The sequence below is a fragment of the Silvibacterium bohemicum genome (assembly GCF_001006305.1).
GTDB classification, from domain to species: domain Bacteria; phylum Acidobacteriota; class Terriglobia; order Terriglobales; family Acidobacteriaceae; genus Silvibacterium; species Silvibacterium bohemicum.
Map to the genome: position 1 here is coordinate 304,673 of NZ_LBHJ01000003.1, position 14,880 is coordinate 319,552.

General features: G+C 56.9%; 14 protein-coding genes and 1 pseudogene. 6 read left to right on the plus strand and 9 right to left on the minus strand.

The genetic code is table 11. The features are described from left to right. Positions 1–16: 16 nt before the first annotated feature. Together XX99_RS27975 and XX99_RS26570 are read right to left on the minus strand one after the other, a co-directional pair. Positions 17–613, minus strand: a pseudogene (locus tag XX99_RS27975) (histidine phosphatase family protein). Between the two features lie 69 nt (positions 614–682). Next, positions 683–1,036 (minus strand): hypothetical protein, encoded by a 354-nt coding sequence (locus XX99_RS26570; RefSeq protein WP_082125320.1) that lies wholly within the window; start codon positions 1,034–1,036, stop codon positions 683–685. Positions 1,037–1,295: 259 nt separating this feature from the next. Between XX99_RS26570 and XX99_RS06925 the strand changes: the two genes are divergently transcribed. Then, on the plus strand, positions 1,296–2,303 hold the full coding sequence (locus XX99_RS06925) for a mechanosensitive ion channel family protein (protein ID WP_050058655.1): 1,008 nt from the start codon (positions 1,296–1,298) through the stop codon (positions 2,301–2,303). 114 nt (positions 2,304–2,417) lie between these two features. Here the strand turns inward: XX99_RS06925 and XX99_RS06930 are convergent, their stop codons facing one another. The 3 genes from XX99_RS06930 to XX99_RS26575 all read right to left on the minus strand — a co-directional run bounded on the left by XX99_RS06930 (position 2,418) and on the right by XX99_RS26575 (position 5,590). After that, positions 2,418–3,392, minus strand: a complete 975-nt coding sequence (locus XX99_RS06930; protein WP_082125322.1) for an acyl-CoA desaturase — start codon at positions 3,390–3,392, stop codon at positions 2,418–2,420. 259 nt (positions 3,393–3,651) lie between these two features. Then, positions 3,652–4,989: an alpha-amylase domain-containing protein gene (locus XX99_RS06935; RefSeq protein ID WP_050058656.1), complete on the minus strand. Its 1,338-nt coding sequence runs from the start codon at positions 4,987–4,989 to the stop codon at positions 3,652–3,654. A gap of 388 nt (positions 4,990–5,377) precedes the next feature. Then, positions 5,378–5,590: a helix-turn-helix domain-containing protein gene (locus XX99_RS26575; protein WP_082125323.1), complete on the minus strand. Its 213-nt coding sequence runs from the start codon at positions 5,588–5,590 to the stop codon at positions 5,378–5,380. Positions 5,591–5,903: 313 nt separating this feature from the next. Between XX99_RS26575 and XX99_RS06940 the strand changes: the two genes are divergently transcribed. The 5 genes from XX99_RS06940 (at position 5,904) to XX99_RS06960 (ending at position 10,184) form a co-directional block, all read left to right on the plus strand. Beyond that, complete coding sequence (locus XX99_RS06940) at positions 5,904–6,560, plus strand: Crp/Fnr family transcriptional regulator (protein WP_050058657.1); 657 nt, start codon at positions 5,904–5,906, stop codon at positions 6,558–6,560. 438 nt (positions 6,561–6,998) lie between these two features. After that, positions 6,999–7,439 (plus strand): universal stress protein, encoded by a 441-nt coding sequence (locus tag XX99_RS06950; protein ID WP_082125324.1) that lies wholly within the window; start codon positions 6,999–7,001, stop codon positions 7,437–7,439. A gap of 241 nt (positions 7,440–7,680) precedes the next feature. After that, positions 7,681–7,830, plus strand: coding sequence for a DUF3303 domain-containing protein (locus XX99_RS28555; protein WP_408021477.1), 150 nt, complete (start codon positions 7,681–7,683; stop codon positions 7,828–7,830). Positions 7,831–7,928: 98 nt separating this feature from the next. Next, entirely contained in the window at positions 7,929–8,735 is an 807-nt protein-coding gene (locus tag XX99_RS06955; protein ID WP_156185834.1) for a hypothetical protein, read from the plus strand. Between the two features lie 426 nt (positions 8,736–9,161). After that, on the plus strand, positions 9,162–10,184 hold the full coding sequence (locus XX99_RS06960; RefSeq protein WP_050058661.1) for an LLM class flavin-dependent oxidoreductase: 1,023 nt from the start codon (positions 9,162–9,164) through the stop codon (positions 10,182–10,184). A 70-nt stretch (positions 10,185–10,254) separates the two neighbouring features. On the opposite strand, the gene XX99_RS06965 is transcribed toward XX99_RS06960, so the two are convergent. Genes XX99_RS06965 through XX99_RS06980 form a run of 4 tightly spaced genes read right to left on the minus strand, consistent with a single transcriptional unit; the run spans position 10,255 to position 14,878 of the window. After that, positions 10,255–11,808: an efflux transporter outer membrane subunit gene (locus tag XX99_RS06965; protein WP_231581183.1), complete on the minus strand. Its 1,554-nt coding sequence runs from the start codon at positions 11,806–11,808 to the stop codon at positions 10,255–10,257. 12 nt (positions 11,809–11,820) lie between these two features. Continuing rightward, complete coding sequence (locus tag XX99_RS06970; protein ID WP_050058662.1) at positions 11,821–12,963, minus strand: ABC transporter permease; 1,143 nt, start codon at positions 12,961–12,963, stop codon at positions 11,821–11,823. Continuing rightward, the gene (locus XX99_RS06975; protein ID WP_050058663.1) at positions 12,960–13,907 is read right to left on the minus strand and encodes an ABC transporter ATP-binding protein; all 948 of its coding nucleotides are present in this window, start codon (positions 13,905–13,907) and stop codon (positions 12,960–12,962) included. The genes XX99_RS06970 and XX99_RS06975 overlap by 4 nt, the downstream gene beginning before the upstream one ends. Continuing rightward, positions 13,904–14,878, minus strand: coding sequence for an HlyD family secretion protein (locus tag XX99_RS06980; protein ID WP_050058664.1), 975 nt, complete (start codon positions 14,876–14,878; stop codon positions 13,904–13,906). The genes XX99_RS06975 and XX99_RS06980 overlap by 4 nt, the downstream gene beginning before the upstream one ends. Positions 14,879–14,880 lie beyond the last annotated feature (2 nt).

Consider the following 14,880-nt stretch of genomic DNA (forward strand, 5'->3'; position numbering starts at 1 on the left):
ATGGAGTGAGCATGAACTAAGTACGAAGGTGACAAGTATCGTCCCAAAGTCGAATCACTGGTTGGGATCGGTTCTCCTCGTACCCGAGAGCGCTCAGACTGGCCGTACTCAAGAGAAAGAACCTTCCGTCCTCCGGCCCGAGGCCAAGCCAGCGGGCAGCCAGCATCCGTAGGAAGCGCCCGCTCGAGAACAGCAGCACGTTCCCCTCAACGGTCCGTACCCGGCTCACTACCTGGTCTGCCCGGGCGCTGACCTATTCCGCCGTTTCGCCGCCAGGGTAGCCGCCGCGGAACATCTGCCAGCCGGGCCGCTCCTTGAGGAGCTCCTCGGTTGTCTTGCCCTCGTCATCGCCATAGTTCCACTCGAGCAAGTCCGGATCGTCCACGGCTACAGCCTTAAAGCCGGCCAGCTCGCACGTCTTGGACACGCGCTGCAGGGGGCTGGTGAAGACCTTGGCGAAGGTCAATCCCCGCAGCCGTTGCCCCAACTGTCGGGCGGTGTGCTCGCCGTGCGCCGTCAGCGGCAAATCTACCAGTCCTGCATGCTGACCCGTAAGGGTCCAAGCTGTCTCGCCGTGTCGGGCCAGGTAAATAACAGGAAGCGTCTCGTTCATGACATGCTCCGGAAATGCCGGCCATGGCTAGCGCCTGCCGGGCGATCGTGATTTCATCACGGTAGAGTTTTATGCCGCCGCTTCCAGCTTGCCGTGGTCGTCGCAGTGCTTCCCGTGGGGATGATGCAGGTGGCCCCTCACCAGATAATCCACATGATCTCCGTGCGGCACACGCTCATGACCACACTTTGGACCGTGAACGTGATTTACCTCATGTGCGCCACAGCTATGCTCCGGCGTGCACTTGTCCTGATTTGTGGCACTCGTTGACAGCTTGTGTTCGTCGACGTGACTCCCGTGGACGTGATGCAAGTGGCCGTCGTGGAGATAGTCCGTATGGCCCTCGTGCTTTACAGCCAAATGGCCACAGTTCGGGCCGTGGACGTGCGAATGCTCCTCATGTTTGGTGCACGTTGCGGTCATCGCTTGTACCTCCGAGGCATCTAAAGTGGAAGTTCCGGTTCCGAGGCATTCATTCGCACGAACGCTCGGACGGCATATCCCTTCAATGCAACCCCAATCTAGGCTTGGCCAAAACCTATAGCTGTTCCATTTTGTACAGGCTGCCATGTGCGTGGCCAAACATACTGGTTGGAGTCATCGTGGCTTCTGCGCCATAGCCGGACTCCGTGGCTCGTGGGACAGCCAGAGTGCGGTCGTCGGCTTGAAAGGAGTCACTCAGATGAAAATGAGTCTCGAAAATCGGCTTATCCTTTTGGGAAGCGCGGTAGTCGCGGGATTGGTGGGCTGGGGACTTTTGCGGCGGCCGATATCCACATCCCTCGTCGGCATGCTGAACAGCGACGTGCGCCGGTTTTTGCAATGGCCCCTTTTCACCCTCGGGAAGGTGCCGCTGACGCCTCTGTTTCTCGTCAAGTGCATCGTGTTCTTGATCGCCCTGTCGCTCTTTTCGCGGTTGTTTCGCAGCTTCCTTGCCAGGAAAGTCCTGACTCACACGTCGATGGACCGTGGACATCAATATGCGTTTGTGCGTGTGTCGGGCTATATCATTTTCGTGCTCGGCCTGGTGATTGGTCTGGACACGGCAGGCTTGAATCTAAGCAGCCTTCTGGTAGTGGGTGGCGCGCTCGGCGTTGGTATAGGATTCGGGTTGCAGAACATTGTGGCTAATTTCGTAGCGGGCATCGTGATTCTGTGGGAAGGGCCGATCAAACTGGGAGATTTCATCGATATAGGCAACATCGGCGGTTCCGCCGAGTTGACGGTCTCCCATGGCGAAGTAATCCGGATCGGCGCACGCGGCACATGGGTGCGGACGTTCGACAACGAAGTAATCATCGTGCCGAACTCCCAACTCATCAACAACCGGGTAGCAAACTGGACGGCGAGCGACCGGACCGTGCGATTCACCATCCCCGTTGGAGTTTCTTACGACAGCGATCTCGATGTGGTGCGCTCTGTGCTGCTGGATATTGCAAAACACAGTGAGCATGTTCTGTCAGATCCCTCGCCTGTCGTACTTGTTACTGGGTTTGGCGATCACAGCGTCAACATCAGCTTGCGCGTTTCGACGATCACCATGACCGAACGCACCGTTATGCTAAAGAGCGATTTGCTCATGGAAATCTTCCGGGTGTTCCGTGAAAAGAAGATTGATCTGCCGTTCCCCGTTGCCCACCCGCCGGGAAGAACAACTGAAGCGGCTGCTGCCGGAACAAATGTGGCGTGATCGCAGTATCTCTCCAAGATGCAAATCAAGATTCGGGCACCAGGCTCTCAAAAGCGGCCGCGCAAGATGGCCTTTGCGCAGCGATACATCGAAAACCTGACGGATGAGGATCCATTATTCGCGACCAGCGTTTGCATAACCGCGCCCTGCAAGGGTCTCATCCATCGAAATTACACTCGTGTCATCCTTTGGGACTTTACTTATCGCATCAATCGTGGATTTCAGACTGACAGTCTTGACATGTCTCGCAAGGCCGACGCTCTCAAGAAGATGGATACCGTAATAGTTGACATCAACCTCGTACCAGGCGAGCCCGTGACGGGCCGAAACCGGGTAGGCATGATGGTTGTTGTGCCATCCCTCGCCACCGGTCAGCAAGGCCACCCACAGATTGTTGCGCGAGTCGTCGCTGGTAGAGAAACGCCGTGAGCCCCAAAGGTGAGTCACGGAATTGACCATCCAGGTGACGTGAAAACCGATCGTTACAGGTAGAACGGCACCCCATAGGAGCCAGGACCACCCTCCGAGCGCAAACAGGGCAACCCCAACTGCAGTCAGTGGAACCCAGTGATATCGATTTAACCAACGGTAGTAACGCTCTCGGGCGAGATCCGGAGCATACTGCCTGAGAGCCTCCGTTTCATTCCGGAGCGAGCCATTCAGAATCCATCCCAGGTGGGACCACCACTTGCCGTCGCGCGGTGAGTGCGGGTCCCCACTCTTATCGGTGTATCTGTGATGCATGCGATGGACAGCGACCCAGTAGATCGGTCCTCCCTGGAGAGCAAGCGTGCCGCAGGTGGCGATCAAATACTCCAACCACTTCGGAGTCGAGTATCCACGGTGAGTCAACAGGCGGTGGTAGCCCATGGCTATCCCGACATTCTGTGCCAAAATCCACACAACGAGAAAGACAACCAGTGCAGACCATCGAAAGTAAAACAAAGCAGCGATCGCGCCAAGATGGAAGCCCACGATGGTAATTGCAAAAATCCAATTGATTCCAAGACTCACCGTCTGGGCATGAAGACCCGTTTTGTCTTCAACTGGATGCTCGGGGAGCGACTCTTCCAGGGTGGTGTCGCTCATGGCCTTGTCCTCTCGATGCGTTTTAGATGACGACTGCGAACTTAGCCTTTGGAGCCAGTGGCGTCGGCGAAGCGCTGACCTTCGGAAGATGAAGCGATGCAAGCGGCATCCCTGTCGACCATAGGTGGCAGTGCTAGCAGCCAGTATTCGACTGCGGAGATGTGAAAGCTGTTCAGTTTTGCTCAGGGATGCAATCCACGAACGCGAAACTGGTCATTCGGTGACGCCGCCGAACACGTATTCACCCAACTTCGATCGACTACTGCTCCGAAATGGGAGCATAGACGCAGTATCCTCTCGGTGGCGCGGGAAACTCCGCATTTCCCTTGTCGTCAGTCGTACGCTCATCTGGATGAGCCGTATCATGACCATCCCAGGCCACCGGCTTGAACTTCTGTTTGCTCCATTTCGTCTTTACCGAGGTGCCGCTCCACTGATTTCCAAGGTTGTTGAGCACATAGACCAGACCACTCTGTGCTTCTGTCCCATGACGCTGCATGATGTACAGATCGGGATCGGCATGCAGGATCGTGGACTCGCCGCCCGCGTAGCGATGATGCACGTCGATCAGTGCGTCGATTCCATTCGGTGTACGAGGCCGTGCGAGTTCGCAATTGAAGTAGTCCCACCAGAAGACGCACGGATATCCGTCACCCGTCAGAATGAACGAATACCCAAGCATCTTGTCGTTCATAACTTCATTGCCGCCCATGTCGTGGTTTTCGGTAAACGTGACCGCATTAAACGGCCGGCCGGCGGAAACCGATTGGCCATCGGTGAGCCGGCGCAGATCGTAATTCGGCGTGTCGCAAACGTCCTTGAGTTTGTAGCGCAACGGAAAATCGAACGCGGCGATCTGATCATCCGTGACCGCCCGCACTTCATCGAGCCAACCGTCGATAGCCTGAGGTCCGGACCAATACTCTCCCACCACGAACGGGGTGAATTCACGGCCGTCTTTCTTCTGGTACTGATACTTCGCGAGCAGTCCGATCATCCACGCCCCGAAGCCCTTCACAAAATCGAACCGGAGACCGTCGAAGTCTAGTTCCTCGATGGCAAGGCGCGCGTACTCGAACATCGCCTCATACACGCGTGGGTTGCGATGACACAAGTGCGGAAATCCCGCGAACTTCTCGCCCTCGATCATGACGCGTTCATATCGGCTCGGATGAAAGCAGTTCCAGTCGCGAGGAAACTTCCCGCTTTTCGGCGTGAACTTCGTCCATCGCTTCTTCCCGTCGAGTGGGTTAGTCTCTTCCTCATCGGCCCCCGAGCAATGGTTGATCACCATGTCGGCGATCGCACCGATCTTGTGTTCCCGCATCACCTGGATCAGTTTCTCGAGTTCCGCACGATTGCCGTATAGCGTCTTTACGGAGTCCTTTTGATCGAAGTCGCCCAGATCGAAATAATCGTATGGATCGTAGCCATTTGAGGCAGGGTTTGTAGCTTTGCTGAAAGGCGGCAGCCACATGGAATTGATTCCGGATGCTGCCAGTTGAGGTACTTTCTCCGCGAGGAAGTTCCACCACTCCCCGCGCTTGTTCTCTTTAACCGGAGCGTCCCAATAAAACGCCTGCATCATTACGGCCATTCGCGATCTCTCGATTCAGATGTTGTCTCTCAAATCTTCGACACTGTGCGGCACCCATGGATGGGACTCTTGCCACCGACGCCCATCGCCGCGGCAGACAAATCAAAGGCTTTGCCCGCTCAGGTGCGTCCTTCTAGTGCCGCTCGCGGCAAGCACCGCTAGCACTGGCAGCTTTGATGAGTTGCTGGCACTTGCGAGATGAAACCGCACAAAGCTGCATCGCTGACGTCACAAAGTAGTTATGGTGACGCTCGCAGACAGTATCGTGCTGCGGAGCTGTAAAAGTTGTACAGTTTTGCTCATCCATCCAGGGAAGTGGATCGCCTTGAGTGCCACTCAGAGACCCTAAACAATTAGGGTGTCACATAGAACTTGATTTCGGGACTGGCTAGCGGCCAATCAGTTCTTTTAGAGATATTTCAAGAGCGTCGGCGATTCGCTCCAGAGCCCGAAGTCCTGGCTCTGCCCGCCCGGTTTCTATAGCTGAAATGTGTTCCCGGGCAAGTTCGGCGTGATCGGCGAGGATCTGCTGAGTCCAACCGCGCTTCAGGCGCAGTTTACGGATCCGTCCTCCCACCCATACGCAGATGTCGGTTGCCATACCATCAAGGATGGCCGTAGGATGAGACTGTGATGTGAAGCATACTTCACATCGAAATCACTAAAGCGAGGTTTTGCTGGAGGTCTGTTCCCAAGCCTTCATTTGAGAATCACGATCTACAAAGAAAGAAACAGACCACAGAAGATGTGCGCCTGCGATCTACACATGCAGATTGACTCTGTTTCTCAAGCAGGTGCTTAAAGCAGAGACTTCCGCTATCAAAAGGATTCCTCTTTTTCTTAGATTCGGATGCCGTCTCGTATCCTTTTGAGCTTCTCCTGGACGAGGCCGCCTTCGGGGAAGCTACCTCCAAATGGTTGAACTGAAGAAGACCACATTTGATGCCACCACGTTTCTGACGAGCGCAGGCCTCGGGCGAAGGATCGTCCGATTGAAGCCGAAGGAGGCCTTCTTTTCGCAGGGAAGTTTGGCAGACTCCGTCTTCTATCTGCAAAAGGGCCGCGCAAAACTGACTGTGGTTTCGCAAGGCGGGAAAGAGGCCACGATCGCGCTCCTCTTTGCCGGCGACTTCGTTGGAGAGGAGTCGGTTGCGGGAGTGGTCGGGTTGCGATTAGCAACGGCCACCGCGATTACCGCGTGTGTGGCGCTCAAGATCACCAGGCAGGAAGTGCTGCGCGTGCTGCACGAGGAGCATACCTTCTCCGATCTGTTTCTGAAGTTTCTGTTGGCCCGCAGCATGCGAACCCAGGCCGATCTTGTCGATCAGCTTTTCAACTCCAGCGAAAAGCGCTTGGCGCGAGTGCTCCTGTTGATGGCGGAGTTTGGCAGGCCCGGAGAATCGGAAAGATTGATTCCGAAGATCACACAGGAAGCGCTGGCGGAAATCATCGGAACCACTCGGTCCCGAGTCAGCTTCTTCATGAACCGCTTCCGCAGCCTCGGCTTCATTGAATATAACGGCGGTATCCGGGTGCATAAATCGCTGCTCAATGTGATTCTGCATGACTGAGCGCAACTCGTCCCTGTTCCACGGTCTGTCTACTCAGATCCGACACGAACACGGAAGTAGCCCCCCAATGGTACGACCAACTGCTGAAGAGCAGCCCCAGCTCATAACCTGGCGGCGGAACCGACAATTCCGAACAAATGGAAGAGCTTCTCACTGTCTAGAAGCGTAGCCTTAGAGATGCAATGGCCTGCCTGCGAACGGCTGTTTTGGAGAGGCAACGGAATCTGCTGCTGAAGCGGTTCTAGAGACGCAACGTGCGCCCGTACCACGATCTGAAATCTTTCCCGGTCCCACAGAGCTTCGACACTATGAGCCATCCTGTCGATGACGAAGGGACAGAGTATTCCGTGAATCGGATGACGGCCGCGTAGACGCCCGCCTACCAGGATCCTTTCGCTTCGCCGTATCTACCTTGTTGCGTCTTAAGTAAGAGGGATCATGAGAATCTTAGTGGGAGTTGACGAGTCAAAGGTCGCCGGAGATATATTGCGGGCTATTGTCGCCCAGTTTCGGACGGAGAACACGGAGATCCTGGTCTTGCATGTGTTGGAGCCAGTTGGGCCGACTCCCCTTCAGATGGACCCAGGCTACGCGCCCGAGTTGGAGGGCCAGAGAAAGCCAGCTCACGCGTTGGTCGAGCGAATTGCGAAAGGGTTGCAGAGCGCCGGATTTAAGGCCGACACTGCGGTCGAGCTAGGTGACATCAGAGAGGGCATCATCAATTACGCGGAGCGATGGCGCGCCGATCTGATCGTCATTGGTTCGCATGGGCAGAGAGGCGTCCTGCGTTTTCTGCTCGGAAGTGTGGCAGAATCCGTCGCTCGCCATGCGAAGTGTTCCGTAGAGATCGTTCGCACGTTACAGACTCGGCTCACTTGAATACAACAGCGGTATCCAGGCGTAGAAAGTGGGTAATGGGTCAGTTTGAATCCAAAGAACATCTGCTATCGCGAACGTATGATAAAGGACGTTATCATGCGTGAAAAGCGAGAGACCAACTGTTATAGATCCTTACGCTCTTCATGATTGTTGAACACTTCAAGGATGGCGACCCCGAGCCGATTCGTGAGCGTTTCGTCCGTGATGGCTGAATGATGCCCGAAGATATCGTCTACCACGGATCGACGCACAAAATGCACGTTGCTTTCACATCATGGAACCTGTTGATGCAGAAAGGCTCAATGCGTGGACAAGCTGTTGGGACGATTTGATCGATTTTGAAATCACTCCAATCCTGTCCTCTCAGGAATACTGGTTTCAGTTTGAATGAGTTATGTCCCGCGTGCTAATCGGGTTCATAACCTAAAGGGCGTCTGAGAGGTAAACTCCTGCTCATGTTGTTCATGGTCATAGGGGTAGACCCAGCAAATGGCACCTGAAAATCAGCAATCGACACAGCCTTCCCCTCGAGACAATGCAATGATGCTTGGCGCGTTGGGGATCCTCGCCTATGCCGCTTCAATGATGACGCATGAAGCGCTGGGACACGGCGGATATTGTCTCGCCCTGGGTGGCCATAACGTCATGCTCACCGGCTGGGCTGATGGGTGCAGCGTTCATCCGCCTGGAATTGAGGCGGCGGGTCCGGCGGTGCAATTTGGTGCCGGCCTACTGGTGTGGTTGGTGTTGCACCGGCTGTCCCCGGGCGCCGCCAGGCTACGCTACTTTTTCTGGCTGTATATGGTTTTCAATCTGCTCGTCTCCTCCGGCTATGTCGCATTCAGTGGTGTGACCGATTTCGGAGATGCCGCCGTAATCATCTCTGGCCTCCATGCACACATCGTGTGGCGCGGCGTGCTAATTTTGTTCGGTGTAGTGGTCTACTTCCTGTCAATGCGAGCAACGGCGTTAGAATTTAAGCGATTTGCTGGACTCGATGACGGAAGCAGGCGCCTGTTCCGCCTCGTCTGGATTCCGTATGTCACGGCCGGCGCTTTTGCGTGCTGCGCTGGCGCCTTGAACCGAACTATGGGGCATGGCACCGCGATTGGGCTGGCAGCGGCATCATCCTTCGGCGGCGGTCTGGGTATGTTGTGGCTGCCCGATATGCAGCGCGGGATGGCGGTGAGCGCACCGGCACCGAGTGTCTATCTCAGCTGGAGCGCTGCGTGGGCTGTCGCGGCGGCCGTCGTCGTTGTGGCTTTTCTATTTTTTATCGGCCCTGGACTGAAGTGATCGCGTCTACCGCCGCAAGTACCCAGAGGGTCACGGAACCAAATGGCGCCTGGTGACAAGACTGTTTGGGTTAGGCGGAGGAGCGAGCAGGTCTGCGCGACGAAGTGCCTGAAAAACGGATTCAACTTCACGAATGCGAACGCGGTCTTTGGGCTCGTAACCCAATATTTCCGACCATAAGCACGGCCCTCATATCTCTTAGAAACAGGTATTTACAGTCTATCCCCCGAAAACACGAGGGAACGAATCGGGGAACACTAACAACCGCCCTACCGATCCTCAGAAGTCATCCCATTCCATCAGAGTCCTTATTGGTTGCTCAAGATCACAAAGTGACATTTTTCGTGACCCAAAGTCTGTTCCGCTGTACCCATCCCTTTGCGACGGCCAAGCCCACGATGGATCTGGAAAGTAGACTTATCTTGCATGAAGAAAATTGGTTTCCTCTCCTTCGGCCATTGGACCCCATCGCCGCAATCCCAAACGCAGTCGGCGGCTGACGCACTCCTGCAGTCCATTGACCTCGCCGTGGAGGCCGAGCGCCTGGGAATGGACGGAGCCTACTTCCGTGTCCATCACTTCGCCCGGCAGCTGGCATCCCCGTTCCCGCTGCTCGCCGCAGTCGGTGCCAGGACAAAAAAGATTGAGATTGGGACCGCAGTGATCGACATGCGGTATGAGAACCCTCACTATATGGCGGAAGACGTTGGTGCTGCGGATCTCATCGCTGGCGGACGGCTGCAGTTGGGAATCAGCCGCGGTTCTCCCGAGCAGGTCATCGATGGTTGGCGCTACTTTGGCCATCGTCCGGCGAAAGACGAGGACGATGCAGGCATGGGCCGGCGGCACGCAGAAGAGTTTCTCGAACTGCTTCGCGGCAAGGGCTTCGCTCGGCCGAATCCACGCCCGATGTTTCCCAATCCGCCAGGACTGCTTCGTCTTGAGCCATTTTCCGAAGGACTGCGTGATCGAATCTGGTGGGGAGCGGCCTCCAATGAGACGGCTGTCTGGGCCGCCAGGCGCGGAATGAATCTGCAAAGCTCAACTCTCAAATTCGACGAGACCGGTGAGCCGTTCCACATCCAACAAGCGGCCCAGATTAGCGCCTTTCGCGCGGCCTGGAAGGAGTCTGGCCACGCTCGCACACCCCGCGTTTCCGTCAGCCGTAGTATCTTCGCGCTGATCGACGAACGTGACCGTGCTTATTTCGGACGAGGGAGGCAGGAAGACGACAAGGTCGGCTACATTGACGGATCCACACGGGCGATCTTTGGCCGTAGTTACGCTGCTGAACCCTATGTCTTGATCGAGCAGCTCCGGAAGGACGAGGCGATTGCCGAGGCGGATACGCTATTGTTAACCGTCCCGAACCAACTAGGCGTTGCCTACAATGCACATGTCATGGAGGCAATTCTGACGACTGTCGCTCCGGCTCTGGGCTGGCGCTAAATCACCGATGTATTCATTCAGACAATGATTATCGAGATACAGCCGATTTATGCTGAGTAAAACCGGTGGGTTATTCAAATGACGAGCCAGAAGAGTGCGAGGGTGACATGGCTGGAGATTTGGCGGCTGGTTTCGCGACCGGCGTTACTGTGTAGGGCTGATTCCACCAGCCACCTCCGAGTGCCTGGAGCAGCGTCGCTGAATCCGCATAGCGACTGGCGGCTGAGTTCGTGCGATCCAGGGCAGTCTGCAACTGCTGGCGCTGCGCATCGAGCAGGTTCAGGTGACTGATGCCTCCAGCCGCGTAGCGCTGGGACGCGATGTGATACGCCGCCTGAGCCTCGCTGGCGGCTTCGGCTCGCGCTTGTAATGTCTCAGCATCGTGCTGAACGGCATAGAGGGCGTCCGCTACTTGCCGGAAAGCCTCCACCACGGTCTGCCGGTATTCGGCATCCGCTTCGTCGTAGGCTGCCTGAGCCTTGCGCTTTTCCGCCCGCAAGGACCCGCCGTTGAAGATGGGTTGTGTCAGGGCCGAGCCGACATTCCAGATATCGCCTCCGGCGGTGAAGTTGGTTCCGATAGCGCCCCCGCTTCCTGACAAGACGATTTGAGGATACTGATTCGCCGTCGCAACCCCGACGTTCGCGCTGGCCTGATGAAGGAGTGCCTCGGTGGCACGAATGTCCGGACGTTGCCTGACCAGCGAGGAGGGAAGGCTGACCGGCAGTTGCTCAGGAAGGTGCAGGCTTGCCAGCGAAATACTCGGGATGTGAGCCTCGGCAGGAGACTTCCCCATGAGCAGCGCGAGCTGATCATGAACGGCGTCCCTTTGCTGTTCGAGCGGTGGGAGGGTGGCCTCGATCTGCGCCACAGATGTTCTCTGACTGCGAAGGTCATAATCTGAGACTCCGCCTGCGTGATACCGCTGCTGGGTAATTCTCAGTTCCTGTTGCTGCGCCGCGAGCATCTGCCGAGTGATCTCTATCTGCTCTTGCAGCTCTGCCTGGCGGATGGCCGCCGATACCACGTTGCCGGCGAGCATCAGGCGTGCTCCTTCCAGTTGCCATTGCTGATACTCCCGCTCTGCGCGCAGGCCTTCGATGAGGTGGCGGTTGGCGCCGAAGAGGTCCAGCGCATAGGAGACAGCCACCGATCCGTTCAGCAAAAGGAAGGGTGATGGATTCTGAAGAGGGATACCATAGGCTGCAAGATTGAGTTGTTCCTCCTGGGCCGAGGCGTTGCCAGTCACGGAGGGGTACTTCGTCGCGCCGGTGCGAGCGCTGAGTTCCTCCTGGGCCTGCTTGAGCCGGGCTGTAGCCTGCGCCAGCGTGGGGCTATTTTGCAACGCCTCGTTGACCATACTGTTGAGGTCCGGCGACTGGAACAGAGACCACCATTGCGCTGGAACCTCAGCCGATGGATTCAAGTGCTGGACACTTCCTGCGGGGCCGGTGCTGCTCACTGTTTCGTTCGGTTGGGGTTGCGGTGTGTAGGAAGCAATCGTCGGCGGCGCAGGTGCATGATAGTGCGGACCGACGGTGCATCCTGCGGTTAGTCCCAGAACGAGTGCAACCGCTGCTGCGGCGCCCCCATTCGACTTGATCGATCTCATCAATCTATGCATAGTCGGCAATCCTCAATCCAGCGTTCTGCGATACGTCGCCACTGCCACAGCCATCAACGCCACCGTGAAGACCATCATCGGCCACACATTCGGCCAGGAATCCGCCCACCCATTTGCCTTGAGCAGAATGCCGCGAATGAGGCGGTTGAAATAGGTGAGCGGCAATAGATTTCCGATCATCTGCGCCCAAGTCGGCATCCCTTTGAACGGAAACATGAATCCCGAGAGCAGAATGTTGGGGAGAAAGTAAAAGATAGCGAGCTGCACTGCCTGGAGCTGATTCCGGGCCAACGACGAGAAAGTAATGCCGACCGTCAGGTTAGCTGCAATGAACAGCAGCGTCGAAAGATACACGGCTCCGATATTCCCAAGGAAGGGAATGTGGAAGATGAATCGCGCAGCCAGCAGAATGATGGATGCCTGAATCAGGCCGATGCCGATGTAGGGAATCAGTTTCCCTGTCATCACCTCCATCGGTGTAGCTGGCATGGCGAGCAGGTTTTCCATGGTGCCGCGCTCGCGTTCGCGCGTGATGGCAAGTCCCGTCATCATCACCATCGTGAGTGTGAGCACCATACCCATCACTCCCGGGACGACGTTGTACTGCGTAATACTCTCCGGGTTGTAGAGCTGGTGTACGTTCACCTCAAACGGCGCAGGGCCGCCCTGGAGCATGGCGAGTGGCCCTGCAATCTCCCTCTGCACTACCGACTGCACAATGCCGTTCACCGCGGCCAATGCGCTTCCTGTCGCTGTGGGGTCGGTGGCATCTGCTTCTATCAACAGGGATGGACGTTCATGTCGTAACAGCTGCCGTGTGAATCCCGCCGGAATACTGACCACAAAGAGCAGTCGCCCGCGAGCCAACGCCTCGCGAGCTGCCGCTTCGTTGGGTAGCTCTCCGACAACTTTGAAGTACGAGGAATTCTGCATCGCCGCAATGATGCTTCGAGTGATATTGGTGTCGTCGGCGCTGATGATCGCAGTGTCAAGGTGTTTGGGGTTGGTGTTGATGGCGTAGCCGAACAGAGCCGTCTGGAGGATCGGTATGCCTGCAATCATCGCGAAGGTAAGGCGGTCGCGCCTGAGCTGCGTGAACTCCTTCAGAACAAGGCTCCACCAGCGCGCTATCGAAAAGCCGTGACGCTGCTTCATGGCTGTCCTCCGGATTGCTCCTCCCTGCGACCCATCAGATAAATGAACACGTCTTCGAGGCTGGTATCGATCGGCTCGGCACGTCTGCCGCTGGAGCCGACGGCGGACTCCACGATGCGCTGCAGTTGGTTGGCGTCTGTCCCACTCACATGCAGAACATCTCCGAAGGTGACCGTCTGCGCGACTCCGGGTTGCTGTCGCAGCGTTTGCTGCAGCTCGGAGAGACGGTTTCCGTGGATCGCCCAGGTGCTGAGGTGTTGCCCTGCAATGACCTCAGCGGCAGACCCCTGCACCAGCAGTGTTCCAGAGGCGATATAAGCCAGCTTATGGCAGCGCACCGCCTCGTCCATATAGTGCGTGCTCACCAGGACCGAGATACCTTTCGCCGCGAGACTCTGAATCTCATCCCAGAAGTCGCGTCTGGCTCGAGGATCGACACCCGCTGTCGGCTCGTCGAGCAGCAGCAGATCTGGTTTGTGAAGCATGCAGGCCGCCAGGGCCATGCGCTGCTTCCAACCTCCGGATAGATCGCCGGCGAGTTGCGCAGCACGAGCCGTTAGTCCGAGGCCTTCCAGAGACTCCCGCACAGCTTGCCTCCGAGACGGAATCTCGTACATGCGTGCGACAAAGTCCAGGTTCTCCGTGATGGTGAGGTCCTCCCAGAAGGAGAACTTCTGCGTCATATAGCCCACGCGCCGCTTGATCTCTGCGCTGTCGCGGAGGATGTCATATCCGAGGCACGTTCCCGTTCCCGAGTCGGGCTTCAGCAGCCCGCACATCATGCGGATCGTTGTGGTCTTGCCGCTGCCGTTCGGCCCGAGAAAGCCGAAGATCTCGCCTCGCCTCACGCGCAGCGATAGGTCCCTGACCACGTGCTTGTTGCCGAAGTGCTTGTTCAGGCCCTGCACATCGACGGTGTACTCCAGGTTGGAAACATCAGTCATGGAAGTGTGACCTCCACAGGCTGGCCGGGATGCAAGTCAACTGCTTCCTGGACGGATGGTCTCGCAATCACCATAAACACGAGCTTCGACCGGCTTTCGTTGCTATAGATGACGGGAGGGGTGTACTCGTTTTGAGGCGAGATGAAGTTGATTGTCGCGCGAATGTTGGCGGAACAACCGTCGCAGTTCACACGAATGCTTTGTCCCACACGCAGCTTCCCCATAACCGGTTCGGGCACAAAGAAACGAATCTCCATATCTTCGGGTGGCAGAAGTTCGACAACAGGATTTCCAGCTGCGACCCACTCGCCCTCGCGATACAGCGTGTCGAATACCAATCCTCGCCGCGGGGAGGCGATTGATTTTTGTTGCAGCTTCCACAAGGTATCCGCCAGAGAAGCACGATCGGCTGCAACCTGGCCCTGCTGCGCTTTGATCTGCTGCGCGCGCGCAGGAAGCGCGTCCACAGCGAGAGAGGCTTCCAGTTCTCGCACCTTCGCCGCGCTCGATTTCGCTGTAGCCTGCGCATTGATGAGGTCCGTTTGCGGGATGCCTCCGGCATGATACTGAGCCTGATCGCTCGCCAGAATTTGGTCAGCCTGTCTCTTTGCAGCGATCGCCTGTGCGAGCTGCGCCCGAGTGACATCGACCTCCGCAGGTCGCTTTCCTGTTTGCAGGTCCGTCAGCCGGGCTTGAGAGGCCCGCAGCTGATGTTCAGCCTCGCGCATCTCAGCCGCTTCAGGGTTCTTATCGAGTTCAAACAGCGGATGCCCCGCTTCGACCGTCTGGCCGCGCGTGACCGAAAGATGGTCGAGCCTGCCGCCCTCGGGCGAAGCAACGTAGACGAATCTTCCCTCGATATAGCCCTGATAACTCTTCACGTGCCCGCGCGAACACCCGGCTACGACCAATGCAGCTGCAGCAACGAGGCCAAGCCTTGTGGAGCTTCCAAGTGTCCAGCGAACGTGCATGG